Origin of the sequence: Alicyclobacillus hesperidum subsp. aegles (genome assembly GCF_027923525.1) — a bacterium.
GTDB classification, from domain to species: Bacteria; Bacillota; Bacilli; order Alicyclobacillales; family Alicyclobacillaceae; genus Alicyclobacillus; species Alicyclobacillus aegles.
This window is the reverse complement of the sequence record NZ_BSBJ01000005.1, coordinates 69393-87264: the sequence shown is the minus strand read 5'-3', so window position 1 is coordinate 87264 and position 17872 is coordinate 69393. Positions and strand designations below refer to the sequence as shown.

The window sequence follows — 17872 nt, the reverse complement described above, 5'->3', positions numbered from 1 at the left end:
CGAAGCCCGCCTCTCCCTTACCTGCGCAGTCCAAGCGACTGAATCAGTTCGCGATACCGGTTGATGTCCTTTTTACGAAGATAATTCAACAGGTTGCGACGCCGACCAATCATCTTGTAAAGCCCACGGCGCGAATGATGATCCTTCTTGTGTGTGCGGAAGTGCTCCGTAAGATAGTTGATGCGTTCTGTGAGAATCGCAATCTGGACTTCCGGAGATCCGGTATCCGTTTCATGAACCTTGTACTTTTCAACAATCTGCTTTTTTGCTTCTGCGTCCAACATGATGTTGTCCTCCTATTCCTTTCATCCCTGCAACGAAGAACAGGTCGGAGGTATCCTCCTGATCCGCGATGCAGTTCATCGTGTATGACACACAAATCATAGCATAGCACAAAATCAAACTATCGACTACAGTTGAGTCTGGACAAAGTGCTTCATCTCTCGCCCGCTATTCGCCCACATGTGTCTGAGACAACCCTAACAACTGGCGCGTCACATCGCAGTCGCGTGCAATTTGTGCCTTCAACTCGTCCAACCCAGCAAATTTCCGTTCATCGCGGATTCGGCGCAGGAACGATACTCGACATTGTCTCCCGTATAAATCGCCGCTAAACCCTAACAGATGAACTTCAAGCCGAAAGGTCGTCCCCTCAACCGTGGGACGCACCCCCGCATTCAGGACGCCGAACCAAATCGACTCCGACGGCGCACCCTCATCCAGTAACGCCACAGATACAGCGTACACTCCTGATGCAGGCATCACGTACTCGTCTATTCCGCCAAGATTTGCGGTAGGAAAGCCAATAAGCCGTCCTCGTTTGTCCCCATGCACCACGGTTCCGGTCAAAGCGTATGGCCGGCCAAGCAATGCCTCCGCGGCCTCGACGCGACCGGCAGCCAAATGCGCGCGTATCTGTGAACTCCCGACCTTGTGCCCGCTCTCGACGACAGGGGGGACAACAGTGACGCCGATATCCAAGGACTGGGCGAGTTTGCGCAACACATCGGTCGTGCCACTACCACCCTGCCCAAAGCGAAAATCGTCACCCACCACGACATGTCGAACCCTAAGAGCCGGTAAATACGTATGGACAAATGCGTCGGGCGTCAAAGATTGAAATGCTCGATTAAACTGCGCCACATAATAAGCTCCCACACCCAACTCCGCAAGCAAGCGCACTTTTTCTGCACGCGGCGTGAGTGTTCGCAGATACTCCGGATTTCCTGTCAACGCGTAGGTTGGATGTGGCTCAAAACTGAGCACAGCAAGCCTTTCGCCCATCCCCGCCGCTCTGCGCGCAGCGTCGAGGATAGCCTGATGCCCAATATGTACACCATCAAATTTGCCGATGGCAAGTACCTGTGGGACCTCACTGGCAGGGGGCATCCCGTGGATCTCGTGAAACAGCATGTTATCCCTTCTTCCAAAACACCTTCTTCGGGCGAATCAGCGTCGGCTCTATAGACTGTACCTCGCCTACGGCTGCAATGGCACCTGCATGCACAATCAGCACAATCTGACCCGCCTCAGCCCCGGACAGCTCGTCCATACAGCGCACGGTCTGCCCATTGGCCAATCGCGATAAAACGCCCGCTGATGGGTGCCAAATCGGGTACCCGTCGAGATAAAGCAACGGATCGCGCAAAAATGCCTCGGGATTTTCACATGCGAGCCACGCCTCGAGTGCAACCGCGTCAGCAAGACGTGCCGAGCCAACCGCCGTGCGCCGCAAAGTAGCCATGTGCGCAGGAACGCCCAACCGCTCGCCGAGATCACGGCATAGTGCTCGCACATAGGTGCCTTTGGAACACGTGACGGAAAAGGAAGCTGAACAGCATTCACCTTCGGCGCGAAAGTCGGCCAGTTCGAAATGCGAAACGTGAATTTCGCGCTCCGGCAATGCCACCGTCTCACCTTTCCGTGCCAGTTCGTAAGCACGCACACCGTCGATGTGCACAGCAGAATACGCCGGTACGGTCTGCATGGTCACGCCAAGGAACGCCTCTGCCGCCTTGCGGACATCGGCAAACGTCAAATGGGCCGCGGAAGCTTGCCGTGTCACACTTCCTGCGGCATCGTCCGTGTCCGTACCAATGCCAAATACAACCGTCCCTGTGTACGACTTATCGACGCTTGTGAAATACTCCAAGAGTCTTGTGGCATTGCCTACACAGATCATAAGCAACCCACTTGCAGCGGGATCGAGCGTGCCGGCATGACCGACCTTGCGTGTGCCAAGCTTGCGCCGCACCTTGCCGACCACGTCGTGTGAAGTCGGCCCGACAGGTTTGTCGACGAGCAACACGCCATTTGCTGTATCGCTCATACTCACACTTCCTTCAACGCCAACTGCACGGCTCGCTCGACATTCGCTTTCGCCTCGGCGAGCGGCCCGGGTAGATTGCATCCAGCCGCCCGGGCGTGGCCGCCGCCGCCAAACTGCTGCGCAATTTGCGCAACGTCGACAAGGCGCTTGGAACGCAGGCTGGCTTTGATCATGCCGTCGGGCCGCTCGCGCAACAACACGCCAACCTCGACCGTCTCGACGGATCGCGCAAATCCGACCAACCCTTCGACATCGTCTTCATTGGCGCGCGCCTCGGCGAGCATCTGCTGACTTACCATGATAAAGGCGTAGCGGCCATCATCCGCGATGACCATGTCGCGCAAAGCGGTCTGCAACAACCGCATTTGCTCCAACGTTCGCGCCTCCAACGCAGGTTCCGCAATATCGTAGGGCCGAACTCCACTGGCCAGCAACTCAGCGGCAATTTCGTGGACTTCTCGCGTTGTGTTCGGGTAACTAAAACCACCTGTGTCCGTGAGAATCCCCGTGTACAGACACTTGGCGAGATCGATCGCAAGCGGTACGCCAAGCGCGTGCGCAATGTGAAAAATCACTTCGCAAGTGGCAGCGGCCTCCGCGTCGACGCACGCGACCGCACCGTAATGTGGATTGGTCTGGTGGTGGTCGATGTTAAGAATACACGCGTTCGGCGCGATCGCAGATGCAACTGAAGCAAAGCGCAATTCGTCCGCACAGTCGACGGCGATCACGCGATGAAATGGTCGAACAGGTAGTTCGGCAAGCTGACGAATCTGATCAAACATCGGCAGAAAACGAAAACGCGCAGGGACAACCTCTCCCACGACAAACGTCCAACGCTTACCCAGGGCCTGTAGAATGTGCGCCATGGCTAAGGCGCTTCCCAGCGCATCGCCATCTGGCCGTTCGTGCGTGACAATGAGCCAGTCATCGTCCGCGGCTATAGCCTTGGCGACCTCCAACACGGCCACCTTCTGTCGAGGTACAGGTTGCCACTGCTCCATGCCTCGCCCTCCCCACATTCAATCGTTACTCGCCCGCCGATCCGCCATCCTCGCCGTCATGAATCGTCTTCAGTACCCGTTCAATCCGATCACTATATTCCCCAGACTCATCCAGTCGGAACAGAAGCTCCGGTGCAACACGCATATGGAGCCTCCGCGCGATCTCGCCGCGAATAAAGCCGGCGGCCTTCGTAAGGGCAGCGAGCGTGCCATCCTTTTCTTCCTGAGAACCAAGCACGCTGACAAGCACCTTTGCGTGTTGCAAATCGCCAGACACCTCGACGTGCGTAATCGTCGCAAACCCAACACGTGGATCCTTGACGCTCGTTCGCACGATTTCGGCCAATTCCTTTTTCATCTGTTCCGCGACTTTTTGTACCCGAATTCGAGACACGCGGGATACACCTCCACCGGCAGCACTCGCGCCCGAGGGTCAATGGTCAGGCACGCTTGACGGCCTCCATCGTAAATGCCTCGATCACGTCGCCAACCTTGATATCGTTGAACTTCTCCAAAGTAATGCCGCATTCGAAGCCTGTGGCGACCTCGCGCACATCGTCTTTGAATCGTTTCAACGAATCCAGTTTGCCCTCATACACGACAATTCCGTCGCGTACCAAGCGCGCCTCTGCATCGCGCGTCATTTTGCCATCGGTCACATAGCAACCGGCAACCGTGCCGACCTTGGAGATGTTAAACGTCTCGCGAACCTCCGCGTGACCAAGCACGACTTCCTTGTACTCAGGCGCCAACATGCCCTTCATGGCCGACTCCAATTCGGACATGACATCGTAAATCACGCGATAGAGTCGAATATCAACTTTTTCCTGTTCAGCGATTCGCTTGGTATTCGCGTCCGGCCGCACATGGAAACCGATGATAATGGCGTTTGACGCGGACGCAAGGGCGACATCGGACTCCGTGATGCCACCTGCACCCTTGTGAATCACACGCACACGTACGCCGGAAACGTCAATTTTTTCAATGGACTGCACCAAGGCTTCGACCGAGCCCTGAACATCGGCCTTGACGATCACGTTCAATTCGGCGACATTGCCCTCTTGAATCTGGCGATACAAATCGTCCAGTGTCACGCGAGCCGTGTTTTGCATTTGCTCTTGCTTTTCGCGGCTCATGCGCTTTTCCACGAGGTTGCGTGCACCCCGCTCGTCGTCGTACACGACAAACTGATCCCCTGCTGACGGAACGCCATTGAGTCCCTGAATCTCAACAGGCGTCGACGGTCCAGCCGTCTTCAAGCGCCGACCGGTATCGTTGACCATGGCACGCACGCGCCCGTACGTCGTACCAGCCACGACAATGTCTCCGACCTTGAGCGTTCCGTTTTGCACGAGCACTGTTGCCACCGGTCCGCGACCGCGATCGAGCTTTGCCTCGATAACCGTGCCTCGCGGCCGCCCTTCCGGATTTGCCTTAAGCTCTTGTACGTCCGCGACGAGCAGAACCATCTCAAGAAGTTCTTCCAAACCTTGTCGCTTCAGCGCGGAGATAGGTGCAAAGATGGTATCTCCGCCCCATTCTTCCGGTACTAGGCCGTACTGCGTCAACTCCTGTTTCACGCGATCCGGATTTGCATCCGGCTTATCGATCTTGTTCACCGCAACCACAATCGGCACGTTGGCCGCCTTTGCGTGGTTGATGGCCTCGACAGTCTGCGGCATGACACCATCATCTGCAGCCACGACGAGAATGGTGATATCGGTCACCTGCGCCCCGCGCGCGCGCATCGTCGTGAATGCCTCGTGCCCTGGCGTATCCAGGAACGTGATTTGACGGTCTGCAATCTCGACCTGATAAGCCCCAATATGCTGCGTGATGCCGCCGGACTCCGTGGCTGTCACCTTGCTTTCACGAATTGCGTCCAGCAAGGTCGTTTTGCCGTGATCGACGTGCCCCATGATGGTCACCACGGGTGGCCGAGGCACGAGCGACGCCGGATCGTCCTCTTCCACCAGCATGTCCAATGCCTCTTCGTCGACGGGTTCAACAACGTGCAGCGTGACACCAAAGTCGGAGGCGATGAGCTCCATGGTGTCCGTATCGATTTCCTGGTTGATGGTTGCCATGACACCGAGGAGAAGTAGCTTTTTAATGAGTTCAGCCGGCTCGCGCTGCAACAGTTTCGCAAAGTCGCCGACGCTCATCGCTCCTTCGACGGTGACTTCTGTTGGCAATGGCTTGGCCTGCCCCTTGCCGTTAGCACGGCGCTTGGAGCGCTGCAGCTTTGTCTCATTAAATTCCTCGTGCCGCGCGAAACCCTGGCGATCCTTCTTATCTTTGTCCTTACGCAAACTTCCGGGCGCGGTCGGCTTCGTTTGCGCGGGAGCAATCGCAGCTGCCGCTGGCCGTCCTCCTCCAGGTCGTCCGCCGCCTTGACCACCGAAACGTCCGCCCTGACCGCCGGCCGGGCGCCCTTGTCCGCCGCCGAAGCGCCCGTTATCGCGCCCACCGCGGTTGCCGAATCCACCTTGACCCTGGCTCTGACCAAAACGCCCGCCATCGCGATTGCCATCACGACTCCCGTAGTTACGGCCATCGCGACTGTTTTGACCATTCATACCCGGCCGATTCCCACTTGTCCCATCGGCTTGGCGAGGACCGCGATGGCCAAAGTTGCCGCCCTGCTGCCGATTCCGATTGTCGCGATTGTCGTTGCGGAACCCAGCGCGCTCGTCCCGCTGCCCGTTTCGATTGTCACTGCGATGCTCGGCCCGGCTGTCCTCGCGGCCTTCCACGCGGCGGTCATCGCGCCGCCCTCGGTTTCTCGCATCCTCGCGACCCGCTGCATCGCCATCCCGGCGGCCGCCAGGCGTACGATTTGCGTCAGCGGTGCGCTCCGGCCGCACTTCTGCCTTTGCGACCTCCGCTTCTGGTTGCTCTTCGCGGCGCTTGTGTTGCCGCTCACGAATCTCCTTTTCAGCTTCCTGTGCCCGACGCTCTGCCGCACGTTTTTTCACATCGGCAAAAAAGCTTTCAACCTTGCGGATCATGTCGTCATCCATGACGCTCATATGATTGGCCACTGGCACATCAAGCCGTCCCAAAATGGTCAATATCTCTTTGCTTGACATGTTCATTTTCTTTGCGTACTCATACACTCGAATTTTCGTCAAACGCTCCACCTCCGAGGGTTTCCCCAATCCGCGACCGCAACTTACTCGCAAAGCCATCCTCGACAATCGCGATAGCTGCAGCTTCTCTACGCCCAATCGCCTTGCCCAACTCCGCCTTGTCGCCAAATTCAACAATCGGCACGCGATAATACGACGTCTTGTCAAACATTTTTTTACGTCCGTTCAAGCCGGCATCGACCGCTACAATCACCAGCTTTGCCTGCCTACTCGAAATCGCCGCAAGAATCCGATCCTGGCCGTCGATCGCGACTCGCGCGCGCCGCGCCATGCCGAGTAGTGACAACACAGCTGCCGCATCAGGCACCGCCCGCGACCTCCCGCATCTTTTCCGCCAAAGCTTGATACACCTGGTCAGGAATACTCGTCTTCAACATACGCTCCAATGAACGCCTTTTCTGAGCCGTTTGTAAGCAGCTTGGCTGCGGGCAGAGATAGGCACCGCGCCCGTTCTGCTTGCCGGTCGGATCGACGCGCACTTCACCTTCAGGCGTATGCACCACCCGCACAAGTTCACGCTTCGGTTTCATCTCCTGGCAACCGACACATTTGCGCAGAGGCACTTTCCGCACTTTGTTCATGCCATCCTCCCCCTGCCCCGTACCGCTTAAGGTTCGTTCAGCCAATCGTCAGCAAGCGTGCCGACTGCGTTGTCATCACTTTCCGCGTCCTCGTCGAGGTTTGTAAACAAGTCCTCACCCGACACCTGTGACTCGCTCTTAATGTCGATCTTCCAACCGGTTAAGCGAGCGGCCAAGCGCGCGTTCTGCCCCTCTTTGCCGATCGCAAGCGACAGTTGGTAATCGGGAACGATGGTCCTTGCCACTTTTTCAGCCTCAAAGATCTGTACATCGACAACTTTGGCAGGAGACAGCGCATTGGCGACAAATGTCGCTGGATCCTCGCTCCACTCAACGATATCGATCTTTTCGCCATTGAGTTCATTCACGACAGACTGTACACGGCCGCCACGCGTGCCTACGCACGCGCCAATCGGATCGACCTCAGGGTTGCGCGAATGGACTGCGATCTTCGAGCGATATCCGGCCTCGCGCGACACGGCTTTGATTTCGACGACGCCGTCATAAATCTCAGGCACTTCCAATTCGAAGAGCCGCTTTAACAGCCCCGGGTGACTTCTTGACACGACAATTTGTGGTCCCTTCGTCGTTCGTTCGACCCGTGCGATGAACACTTTGACACGGTCTCCCAAGTGCAATTTATCGGTCGGCATCTGCTCCGATTGAGGCATGACAGCCTCCGTATCTCCGAGGTCGATATACGCGACACGCGGTTCGATGCGACTGACGATGCCACTCACGACTTCTTCTTCGCGATCAGCGAACTTTCCATAGATGACCGAACGTTCCGCTTCGCGGATCCGTTGCGTCACCACTTGCTTGGCCGTCTGAGCGGCGATCCGCCCAAAGTCGCGCGGGGTCACCTCGATTTCGACGACATCACCCAATTGATAACTCGGATTGATATCTCTAGCCGCATCGAGTGAAATCTCCGTGCGTGTGTCTTCCGGTTCCTCGACCACCGTTTTTCGTGCGAAGACGCGAACTTCGCCAGTATCACGATGAATATCTACCCGGACGTTGCCTGCAGAGTTAAAATTGCGCTTATAACCAGAAATAAGTGCTGCTTCAATGGCCTCCAACAGAACTTCTTTATCAATGCCCTTCTCGCGGGCGAGTTGCTCCAGCGCGTCCAGAAAATCAACGTTCATAGAAGGGAACCTCCCCCTTGCATTAATCTCACGCACGCCGGCCGTGGCTGCCCCATCCCGGCGATAGCGCTCATAATTCGACGGCCAGACGCGCCAGCGCCACCTTGGCGAGCGGAACGGTGACCTTACGACTTCTCGTTTTCACACGTACGTCGAGTTCCAACTGCTCGCCGTCGTATGAAAGAAGTGTGCCTTCGAACGACTTGGATCCGTCGATGGGCTCGTATAGCGAAACATAGACATGTTCACCGATTGCTCGCTCAAAGTCTGCCGGTTTCTTCAAGGGGCGCTCTGCCCCAGGCGACGAGACCTCGAGAAAATACGATTCGGGAATCGGATCGACGATGTCCAACTGCTCTGACAGTTGCTCACTCACGCGGCTGCAGTCATCGATGTCCACGCCGCCAGGCTTGTCAATGAACACTCGCAGATACCAATTGGCGCCTTCTTTTTTAAATTCCACGTCGACCAATTCAACTTGCTCTTTCTCCACAATCGGCAACACCAAACGCTCGACTATGTCCGTCACACGCTCTTTCGCCACGTGCCATCCTCCCCAAGCTCGGGCTCGGTCATCTTGCCATCGCCACGCGTACGCCAAAAAGTGCCTAGCATAAATCAAAGAGTGGGAAATAGCCCCACTCTTGTCCGTACACGGTATACGAAGCCTAACACATGCATTATACCACCTATGGAAGCCCCCTGCAAACGCGGACAATCGCCAACTGCGTTGTAATCGCGGAGCCTTCGTGCTATCGTGTTTAGCGCAAAGTCAGTGCAAGGAGGACACCATGCAAACCGATGTAACTCGGATGCGGAACGTGGCGATTGTCGCGCACGTCGACCACGGCAAGACAAGCCTGGTCGACCAACTGCTTAAACAGTCGGGACTCTTCCGCGACAATGAGCAGATTCACGAGCGGGCGCTCGACTCCAACGACCTCGAGCGTGAACGCGGCATCACGATTCTCGCCAAAACCACATCCATACCTTATAAAGATTACCGCATCAACCTCGTCGATACACCTGGCCACGCAGACTTCAGCGGCGAAGTCGAGCGCATCGTCAAGATGGTCGACGGCGTATTGCTCGTCGTCGATGCGTTTGAAGGCGTCATGCCGCAAACGCGTTTTGTACTTGAAAAGGCCCTCGCTGCCGGACTTGTACCCGTGGTCGTGGTCAATAAGATGGATCGACCCAACGCCCGCCCAGCCGAAGTCATCGATGAAGTATTGGACTTGTTTATCGATCTCGGCGCCAATGAAGATCAACTCGAATTTCCCGTCGTCTACACATCTGCAATTCTCGGTACTGCGACGGACGACCCGAGTGTGCCAGGGACGAATATGGAACCCTTGTTCCAAGCCATTATTGAACACATTCCAGCGCCTGACGTCGACGTTTCGGGACCTCTACAATGGCAAGTCACGATGCTTGATTACAATGAATATTTGGGACGTATCGGCATTGGCCGCATTGCACGCGGCGTCCTGCGTCAAGGTGAAACCGTCGCCCTCATCCAACGCGACGGTACCGTCGTCCAAAAGCGCATCCAGAAGCTGTTTGCCCATCAGGGTTTGCGGCGGATCGAAGTGAACGAAGCATTTGCAGGCGATATCGTGGCGGTTGCCGGGATTCCTGAAATTATGGTGGGGGAAACCGTTGCCGATCCAGCAAATGCAGATCCATTGCCGTTGCTAAGGATTGACGAACCGACTTTGGAAATGACGTTTCGCGTCAACGACAGCCCGTTCGCGGGGCGGGAAGGCACGCACGTGACGTCACGCAAGTTGCGTGAGCGACTTTTCCAAGAGCTAGAGTCCGATGTCAGCCTGCGCGTACAGGAGACAGAAGACGCCGACGTGTTTCTCGTAGCAAGCCGTGGCGAACTTCACCTATCTATCTTGATCGAAACTATGCGTCGAGAAGGCTATGAATTAGCGGTCTCGAAGCCGCATGTCATCGTCAAGGAGATCGACGGCCAGAAAATGGAGCCTATTGAAGAGTTCGTTGCGGACGTGCCATCAGATGCCGTCGGGTCCGTAATTGAATCCCTCGGCTTGCGCAAAGGCGAAATGGTAAGCCTGGAACCGACCGGTCAAGGAGATATGACGCGCCTGGTGTTCCATGTTCCGACGCGCGGACTGATTGGCTTCCGCACGGAATTCCTCACCATGACGAAGGGCTACGGAACGATGCACCACCGCTTCCATGAATATGGCCCGTGGCGCGGTTCAATCACGACACGCAGGCAGGGTGTCTTGGTCTCAATGGACACGGGTGAAGCCACAGCCTACGCGCTAGGCAATCTCGAGGACCGCGGCGTCATGTTCATCACGCCCGGAACGCCAGTATACGAAGGCATGATTGTCGGCGAACACACGCGCGAAAACGATCTGACGGTCAATGTGACCAAGGCTAAACACCAGACCAATATCCGTTCGGCCACGAAAGACGAAACCGTCCGCCTTAAGGCCGCCCGCACCCTGTCGCTGGAAGAATCCATCACCTACATCGAAGACGACGAACTGTGCGAGGTCACACCACAGGCTATTCGCCTGCGCAAGCGGATCTTGAACAAGAGTGAGCGTGAAAAGGCGCAGCGGCGCACACGCCAAGAAGCATGATAAAATGAGGAAGACGGCGGGATGTCGGTTTTTCCCGCCGTCCATTTTTCGATGGGAGCGTCGACGTCCTTGAAGCCCATCATTCGCCTATCCATTTGCAACATGTTGTTCTATCTTTGCTCGCAATTTTCGAACCTGTTTATCAACATTTACATCTATCAGGGGTTTTCTTCCCTACGCGCGACAGCGTTATATAACGTGGTGATGTATGTATTTTGGATCGGCGCGTTTATCGTTGGAGGCGTGATCAGCAAATCTTCGACGAAGCGCAACATCATGTTTGGGGCACTCTGGGGCATTGGCGCCATCGCGCTACTCATGATCATTCCGCACGGCATCCTGGTGCTGGATCTCGTTGTCGCTGCGATGATGGGTATTGCCTCGGGATTCTACTATATGGGGTATAATCTGGTTTTGTTCCAGTTCTCGAATGCCGGTGAGCGCGGTCAGACAATTGCTCGCTTCAACTTGGCAACCAGTTGTATCGCCGCAGCCATGCCGACACTTTCCGCGACCGTCATTCATGCCTTTGGCTACACGGCGATGTTCACCGTCGTGATCGCGATGTTTGCGGCCATTTTTGCATTGGCGCGGCCGTTCCCACGCTTGGCGTTCACGCGTACGGCGGATGTTCCCGCTGTGCCAACTCCACCTCGCCGTCGACTGCTGGGCTTTGGGCTCGGTACTTTTGCCATCGCCGTGCTCACGTGTAGCCTCTATACGTACTTCGTCAACTTTGCGGCTGGCGTATTGACCTACTCGTATGGCAGTGGAATTTTGGGAGCCGGTTGGCTGAATACCTTGTACGCCTTGCTTTCACTCGTCGTCAATCTGGTCATTGGTTACGGGATTCGCGCAAAATCGGATGCGGTCCGCCAGAATTTCGTGTGGATGGGTGGCGCCGCAGCAACGATTGTTAGCGCTTTGTTGTTCATGCATGGAGCGCACCTACTCATCGCCTTTAACGTCGTCGTCAGCCTGGCGAACCCTCTCTTTTTCAGCCAGGTCAACGCCCAACAGTTTGATGCAGTCGGTCAGCTGTTTGATAATGTCGCAACCGGATTCATTGTCCGCGAAGCGCTCTATTCAGCAGCCCGTATTGGATTGTTTTTATATGTTTCTATCTTCGGATTCACGGCGGGCAGTCTGCCCTACTTCGTGTGCATTTCGGTGCTGTGTTTGGCTCCCCTCGCCACGGTGGCCTGGAATCTGCGTGCCGTCCGCATGCCAAGCATTTTGCTTCGCTAACAAAACAGGGCGCCCGATGGACGCCCTGATGTTGATAAGCCCCGTTATCCCGGATTGCGATATACCGGATACACACCTAAAGAAATCACATCTGTACCATGCGTCGCAAGCTCCTCGACCACATGCTGCAAAGACAATTGACCCTCGTCGCACAGTCCTGCCACAGACACATCCAAATAATATACGTAGTGGCCAAGCTGGTCGCCCACCGGCCGCGACTCGAGACGCGTCAGATTTAAATTCGCCGCCGCAAACGCCTGCAAAGCACCCACCAATCCTCCTGGTCGATGCGGCACTCCGCGCAGACACAAAGATGCGGTCTCGTCTGTCCATTCAAGCGCGGTCGGCTTGGGCAGGCTCGCTCCCCGCGGACCAATCACAGCAAAACGCGTGACATTTCCTTGATGATCCTCAAGCGGAGCTTCATCGTACGCGAGGCCATAAACTGCGGCCGCACGACGGCTGCCGATGGCAACCGCTGACTTGGCAGGCTGCATGGCCACCTGTCTCACTGCTTCCGCTGTACTCGATACGGTTGACGGTACGGCGTTTGGATACCGCGCTTTCAGCGTTTGTGCACACTGAGCCAACGCCTGCGGATGCGAGAGAACAGTGGTGACCTGAAGCGGATCGGTCCCTTCCTGATAAATAGCAAACTGATGTATAGGCTGCGTGACAGCGGCCAAAATCCCCCACGTGGGCGACGCTTGCGAAGGCGCCATACTACACGCCCGCATGACCTCATCCCAGACCTGCCACACAGATCCCTGAATGCTGTTCTCAATTGGGACACACGCAAATGCTTCTCCCGGTGGCGATGCAAAACAAGCCGCTAGTACATCGGAAAACGTAGGCAGTGGGCACAATTCCGCAGACGCCAGGATCAATTGTTGGGCCGCAAGTGCGGATGCTTCATGGCTGTGCGTTCCTTCGGGGCCAAGGTAATAAAGTCGCATCTTGAACCTCCCGTCCGCCTATACCCGGCCGATTAAGCCTCAGTGCCGGGCTGAAAGAGCTCGAGCTGTTCGCCGTTTGGACCGGCAAAGAAAATATAGCGTGCCCGATTGCGCAGCGTGGTAATTTCCGGTTCGATGAACGACACACCAAGCGCTCGCAAGCGCTCAGCCTCCGCCTCGATATCGTCCACTGTAAATGCCAAGTGGTGCACCTGACCTTCCGGCGATACAGTGACTGGATAGCCTTCAATCAGTTCCAATTCGGCCGTTTGACCAGGGAAGGACAGAAATGCAAGGCGCATCCCAGGCTGATTGTGTTGGAGAATCCCTTTGAGTTCCATACCGAGAATACGCGTATAGAAATCAATGGATTCCTCTAAATTGTTGACCATGACACCTGTGTGTTCCAGTTTTCGAATCGCCATGCGTAGACCTCCTAAAACAGCGAAAGTTGATTGGTCTCAGGCAAACCTTCAAGACACCCAAGCTCGGTAAGTAGATCGACGACAGTCTTGGAGACGCGACCGCGAGTCTGCAAATCTTCGAGTGAGAGAAACTCGCCTTGCTGCGCCGCTTCGTACAAATTCCGTGCAGCCGTCTCGCCGACTCCGGATATCGCAACAAACGGCGGTATGAGCGCTTGCTCGCGCTCGTCGATCAAAAAGCGAGTTGCATCCGATTTGTACAGATTGACTGGCAGGAATCTGTAACCGCGCGCAACCATCTCCAAAGCCACTTCCAAGACCGTGACGAAGCTCTTCTCCTTCGGTAAGGCCGCATTCCCCTTGCTCTCGATCTCGTCGATCTTCGCCAAAATGGCGTCTCGTCCCTTCGTCATGAGGGCAATGTCGAAGTCATCCGCGCGGACGGTGAAGTACGTTGCGTAGAATGCCAGCGGATGATGCACTTTGAACCATGCGATCCGCACGGCCATCAACACATACGCCGCTGCGTGAGCCTTCGGAAACATGTACTTAATTTTCTTGCCAGACTCGATGTACCAATCTGGCACGTTGTGCTCACGCATGTATGCCTCGTCTTCCGGCTTGACACCTTTACCTTTGCGGATACCCTCCATGATCTTAAACGCCCGAGCGGGATCGAGACCTTTCTGAATAAGATAAATCATGATGTCGTCGCGGGCACAGATGACTTCGGAAAGCGTTGCGATGCCTTCCCGAATTAACGCCTGGGCATTGTTCAACCACACATCTGTACCGTGGGAAAGGCCGGAGATGCGAACCAGTTCTGAAAACGTCGTCGGCCTCGTGTCCTCAAGCATTTGACGCACAAAACGCGTCCCAAATTCGGGAATCGCATACGTTCCCGTAACTGATCTGATCTCTTCCGGCGTCACGCCGAGCGGTTCCGTACCACGGAAAAGTGCGAGCACGTCTGGATCATCGAGTGGGATAGTCTTCGGATCAACACCGGTTAAGTCCTGCAACATACGGATCACGGTCGGATCGTCATGGCCGAGAATATCCAACTTCAGCAGACAGTTCTCAAGCCCTGAGTGGTAATCGAAGTGCGTTGTGAACGTCTCTGCACTCCGGTCGTCAGCCGGATACTGAATTGGCGTGAAATCGTATATCTCGACATAATTTGGGACGACCACCTGGCCGCCGGGGTGTTGGCCCGTCGTGCGCTTGACCCCCGTACATCCCTGAACCAGCCGCTCGATCTCGGCATTGCGCAGAACAAGTCCCTTTTCCTCCGCGTACTTGCGAACATACCCATACGCCGTTTTTTCCGCAACCACAGAAATGGTGCCAGCGCGAAAGACGTGATCCTTTCCAAATAGCTCCTCCGTATAGCGGTGAGCACGAGGCTGATATTCTCCAGAAAAGTTGAGATCGATATCCGGAACTTTATCGCCATCGAAACCCAAAAACGTCTCGAAGGGGATATCCTGCCCATCCTTGCGCAACGATGTGCCACAATGCGGGCAGGCTTTTTCGGGCAAATCGAAGCCGGACCCATATTCGCCTTGCAGGAAAAATTCGCTGTATTGGCAGTTGGGACAGACGTAATGCGGAGGCAACGGATTAACCTCCGTAATGTCTGTCATTGTGGCAACCAGCGAGGAACCGACCGATCCTCGGCTGCCTACCAAATATCCGTCCGTCAGCGACTTGGTCACGAGCTTGTGCGCAATAAGATAAATGACCGAAAAGCCGTTCGAAATGATCGAATGAAGCTCCTTCTCGAGTCGCTTTTCAACGATTTCCGGCAGTGGGCTTCCATAAATCGCCGTAGCTTTGCGGTACGATAGCGTTCGAATCTCCTCTTCCGCACCTTCGATCACGGGTGTGTGAAGATCGTCGGGAATCGGTTTGACGTCCTCACAAAGTTGCGCGACGGCTTGTGGTTGATCGATCACAACGGAGCGAGCGTCCTCTTCGCCGAGGAACGAGAACTCTGCCAACATTTCATCGGTTGTCCGAAAATACAGCGGCGGTTGCTTCGTATCCAGTTTCTGAGACTGCAAAAAGATCTCCCGATAAACATGATCATGCTCGTCGAGAAAATGCACGTCACCAGTTGCCACAACAGGCTTGTTTAGGCGTTTTCCCATATCGACGATTTGTCGCAGTAACTCGCGAACATGTTCAAACGACGGCAGCACCTCATCGCGGATCAGCGGCTCGTAGTGACTGGGCGGTTGAATTTCTAGATAATCGTAAAACTCGCACAATGCCTCAATTTCATCGATGGATTTACCACGAATGAACGACTCAATAAGCTCCCCTTGCCGACACGCCGTACCGATGAGCAACCCTTCGCGAAATTGCGCCAGTACACTTTTGGGCAAACGAGGAATTCGATGCAGATATTCCGTATTCGCCATCGACACAAGCCGGTAAAGGTTGCGCAAGCCGTCGCGATTGCGCACCAAAATGGTTGCGTGAAATGGCCGCACGCGCGCGATATCGACCTGGCCCCGCAATTGATTCAGATGCGAGAGATCGACAAGTCCGCGCTCCTTGCAATCCTTCAACATATGCAAGAAAACTTTCGCCGTCGCTTCCGAATCCGCCAATGCACGGTGGTGATTGACCAATTCTACAGAAAACTTCTGTGTCAACGTCTTGAGCTTATAGTTCTTTTCACCCGGATATAGGGCGCGAGCCAAAGCAAGCGTATCGATGACTGGCTCTTCCCAAGCAGGCATGCCGAGCCTTTCCGCACACTGGTTCAAAAAGCCAACATCGAATTCGGCGTTATGCGCTACTAAAATCGACCCTTGCACAAACTCGCGAAATTTCGCTAGAACGTCCGCGAGTTTGGGCTGACCCTTAACCATGTCATTGGATATACCGGTCAACTCTGTGATTTTCGGTGAGAGCGGACGTTCCGGGTCGATCAGCGACGCGTATGTATCGACGATCTCCCCGCCGCGTACTTTTACTGCCGCAATTTCAATCAGCGTGTCCTCACGCGCATTCAACCCCGTCGTCTCCGTATCAAACACAACGAAGATCGTCTCATCCGTGAACGGCTGCTCACGTTCGCGATACACCACTAAACCACCGTCGTCAACAACGTACGCCTCAACCCCAAGCAAAAGCCGGATTCCTTGTTTTTTAGCCGCTCCATAAGCCTCAGGAAAGGATTGCACGCCGCCGTGATCGGTAATCGCGATCGCCGGATGCCCCCACGCTGCTGCGCGTCGCACAAGATCCGCCGCGCTGACAACCCCATCTTGCGCAGACATGACCGTATGTGCATGCAACTCGATCCGCTTGTTCTCCGCCTCGTCCCGCCGCACAGGAGCCGGTTCGGGGCGCATTGCCTGTGCCATGAAGACGATCTCTTTCGCATACGTATCAAACTGAACCTGTCCTTGCAACTTTACCCACACGCCGTCCCCGAACGTCTCAAGCGCAGCCAAGTCTTTCTCGTGTTGAACAAACATTTTCGCCGAAATGGAATCGGTGAAATCGGTAATGTTAAACTGAATAAGCGTTCTACCACTCGCCAAAGTGCGACGTTCGTGACGAAATACGCGACCAACTATGGAGGCTCTGCGCATTTCGTCAACAATCTCACGTATAGGAATAGGTTCCGGATCCGGGTACATTTGTCCAACGACGAATGGCTCGGCACTTTCTACACCGGCATCGCGTCCTGGTTTATTGCCGGAACGGTCCTCCGCTTCCCGCGCTCGGATTCGCGTTTCCTCTTCCGCAAGTAACTGCTGAACTCGTTCTTCCTCTTCTGCCTGCAAGCGCGATCGCAATTCTGCGAGCTCCTCTTCACTTTCACGGCTCACATGCAACGTAAAAGAAAGAGAAAGCCCAAACATCTCTTGGGATTCACGCGTTAACCAGCCGATCACGTCCTTCTGTGCCAGCTTGTCCACCACGGCCTGCGCTGCAAAGCGCAATTCGACCTGCCCGTTTCGCTCCTCGGTCCGGGGAACCACCTGCGCCTGACACAACAGCTTTCCTGCAACGGGTTCCTTGCGACTATAACCATCGCATAAAAGCTTCGTTATCATTTGCAGTTCATCGGAAGAGAGTAGATGATCCACGACGCCCACATTCCACTCACAAGTACAAGCCTCTCGAAAATGTTCACGGCAAATCTCGCGCAGTTGGCAAAGATCAAGGTAATACTGTGAGAGTTCCGATGCAAAACGCCTGCCATCGACTTCATTCAGTGCGTTTGAGCATAGAGGATTCGCGACTTCGATCCGCACACGTCGCCCTGCCACGTCGACACGCACGCGCTTTACCCGTTCAAGTGCACGATCTGACGGCGAATGATCTAAGACAGCAGACATCTAACAGACCCTCCAGTGCACCTTAGTAATTCAAA

15 protein-coding genes are annotated in these 17872 nt (G+C 55.3%); 2 read left to right on the top strand and 13 right to left on the bottom strand.

Translation table 11 applies throughout. The annotated features are described in order from the left end of the window. Nucleotides 1-17: 17 nt before the first annotated feature. The 10 genes from rpsO to rimP all read right to left on the bottom strand — a co-directional run bounded on the left by rpsO (nt 18) and on the right by rimP (nt 8761). Nucleotides 18-284 (bottom strand): 30S ribosomal protein S15, encoded by a 267-nt coding sequence (gene rpsO, locus QMF38_RS03235; RefSeq protein WP_006447003.1) that lies wholly within the window; start codon nt 282-284, stop codon nt 18-20. A gap of 166 nt (nt 285-450) precedes the next feature. Next, entirely contained in the window at nt 451-1413 is a 963-nt protein-coding gene (locus QMF38_RS03230) for a bifunctional riboflavin kinase/FAD synthetase (protein ID WP_281758662.1), read from the bottom strand. Nucleotide 1414: 1 nt separating this feature from the next. Continuing rightward, nucleotides 1415-2329 carry a tRNA pseudouridine(55) synthase TruB gene (gene truB, locus QMF38_RS03225; protein WP_281758661.1) on the bottom strand — a complete coding sequence of 305 codons (915 nt, stop codon included), beginning with the start codon at nt 2327-2329 and terminating at the stop codon, nt 1415-1417. 2 nt (nt 2330-2331) lie between these two features. Continuing rightward, nucleotides 2332-3333, bottom strand: a complete 1002-nt coding sequence (locus tag QMF38_RS03220) for a DHH family phosphoesterase (protein ID WP_281758660.1) — start codon at nt 3331-3333, stop codon at nt 2332-2334. Between the two features lie 25 nt (nt 3334-3358). Beyond that, nucleotides 3359-3727, bottom strand: coding sequence for a 30S ribosome-binding factor RbfA (gene rbfA / locus QMF38_RS03215; RefSeq protein WP_074692329.1), 369 nt, complete (start codon nt 3725-3727; stop codon nt 3359-3361). A gap of 46 nt (nt 3728-3773) precedes the next feature. Beyond that, a complete protein-coding gene (gene infB / locus QMF38_RS03210; protein WP_281758814.1) occupies nt 3774-6431 on the bottom strand; it encodes a translation initiation factor IF-2 in 2658 nt (885 codons plus the stop codon). 13 nt (nt 6432-6444) lie between these two features. After that, a complete protein-coding gene (locus QMF38_RS03205) occupies nt 6445-6792 on the bottom strand; it encodes a L7Ae/L30e/S12e/Gadd45 family ribosomal protein (RefSeq protein WP_083496132.1) in 348 nt (115 codons plus the stop codon). Continuing rightward, nucleotides 6785-7066, bottom strand: coding sequence for an RNase P modulator RnpM (gene rnpM, locus QMF38_RS03200; protein ID WP_040289482.1), 282 nt, complete (start codon nt 7064-7066; stop codon nt 6785-6787). The genes QMF38_RS03205 and rnpM overlap by 8 nt, the downstream gene beginning before the upstream one ends. A gap of 26 nt (nt 7067-7092) precedes the next feature. Then, complete coding sequence (nusA, locus tag QMF38_RS03195; RefSeq protein ID WP_058094946.1) at nt 7093-8217, bottom strand: transcription termination factor NusA; 1125 nt, start codon at nt 8215-8217, stop codon at nt 7093-7095. Nucleotides 8218-8287: 70 nt separating this feature from the next. Continuing rightward, nucleotides 8288-8761, bottom strand: a complete 474-nt coding sequence (gene rimP, locus QMF38_RS03190) for a ribosome maturation factor RimP (RefSeq protein ID WP_058094947.1) — start codon at nt 8759-8761, stop codon at nt 8288-8290. A gap of 247 nt (nt 8762-9008) precedes the next feature. Here rimP and typA point away from each other — a divergent pair, with 247 nt between their 5' ends. Continuing rightward, nucleotides 9009-10844 carry a translational GTPase TypA gene (gene typA / locus QMF38_RS03185; protein ID WP_281758659.1) on the top strand — a complete coding sequence of 612 codons (1836 nt, stop codon included), beginning with the start codon at nt 9009-9011 and terminating at the stop codon, nt 10842-10844. A gap of 21 nt (nt 10845-10865) precedes the next feature. After that, complete coding sequence (locus QMF38_RS03180) at nt 10866-12092, top strand: MFS transporter (protein WP_281758658.1); 1227 nt, start codon at nt 10866-10868, stop codon at nt 12090-12092. A 44-nt stretch (nt 12093-12136) separates the two neighbouring features. Here the strand turns inward: QMF38_RS03180 and QMF38_RS03175 are convergent, their stop codons facing one another. The 3 genes from QMF38_RS03175 to QMF38_RS03165 are packed head-to-tail and all read right to left on the bottom strand — an operon-like array spanning nt 12137 to nt 17837. Then, nucleotides 12137-13048: a prephenate dehydratase gene (locus QMF38_RS03175; protein ID WP_281758657.1), complete on the bottom strand. Its 912-nt coding sequence runs from the start codon at nt 13046-13048 to the stop codon at nt 12137-12139. A gap of 32 nt (nt 13049-13080) precedes the next feature. Next, nucleotides 13081-13473 (bottom strand): VOC family protein, encoded by a 393-nt coding sequence (locus tag QMF38_RS03170; RefSeq protein ID WP_058094951.1) that lies wholly within the window; start codon nt 13471-13473, stop codon nt 13081-13083. 11 nt (nt 13474-13484) lie between these two features. Further along, nucleotides 13485-17837 carry a PolC-type DNA polymerase III gene (locus tag QMF38_RS03165; RefSeq protein ID WP_281758656.1) on the bottom strand — a complete coding sequence of 1451 codons (4353 nt, stop codon included), beginning with the start codon at nt 17835-17837 and terminating at the stop codon, nt 13485-13487. Nucleotides 17838-17872: the final 35 nt, after the last annotated feature.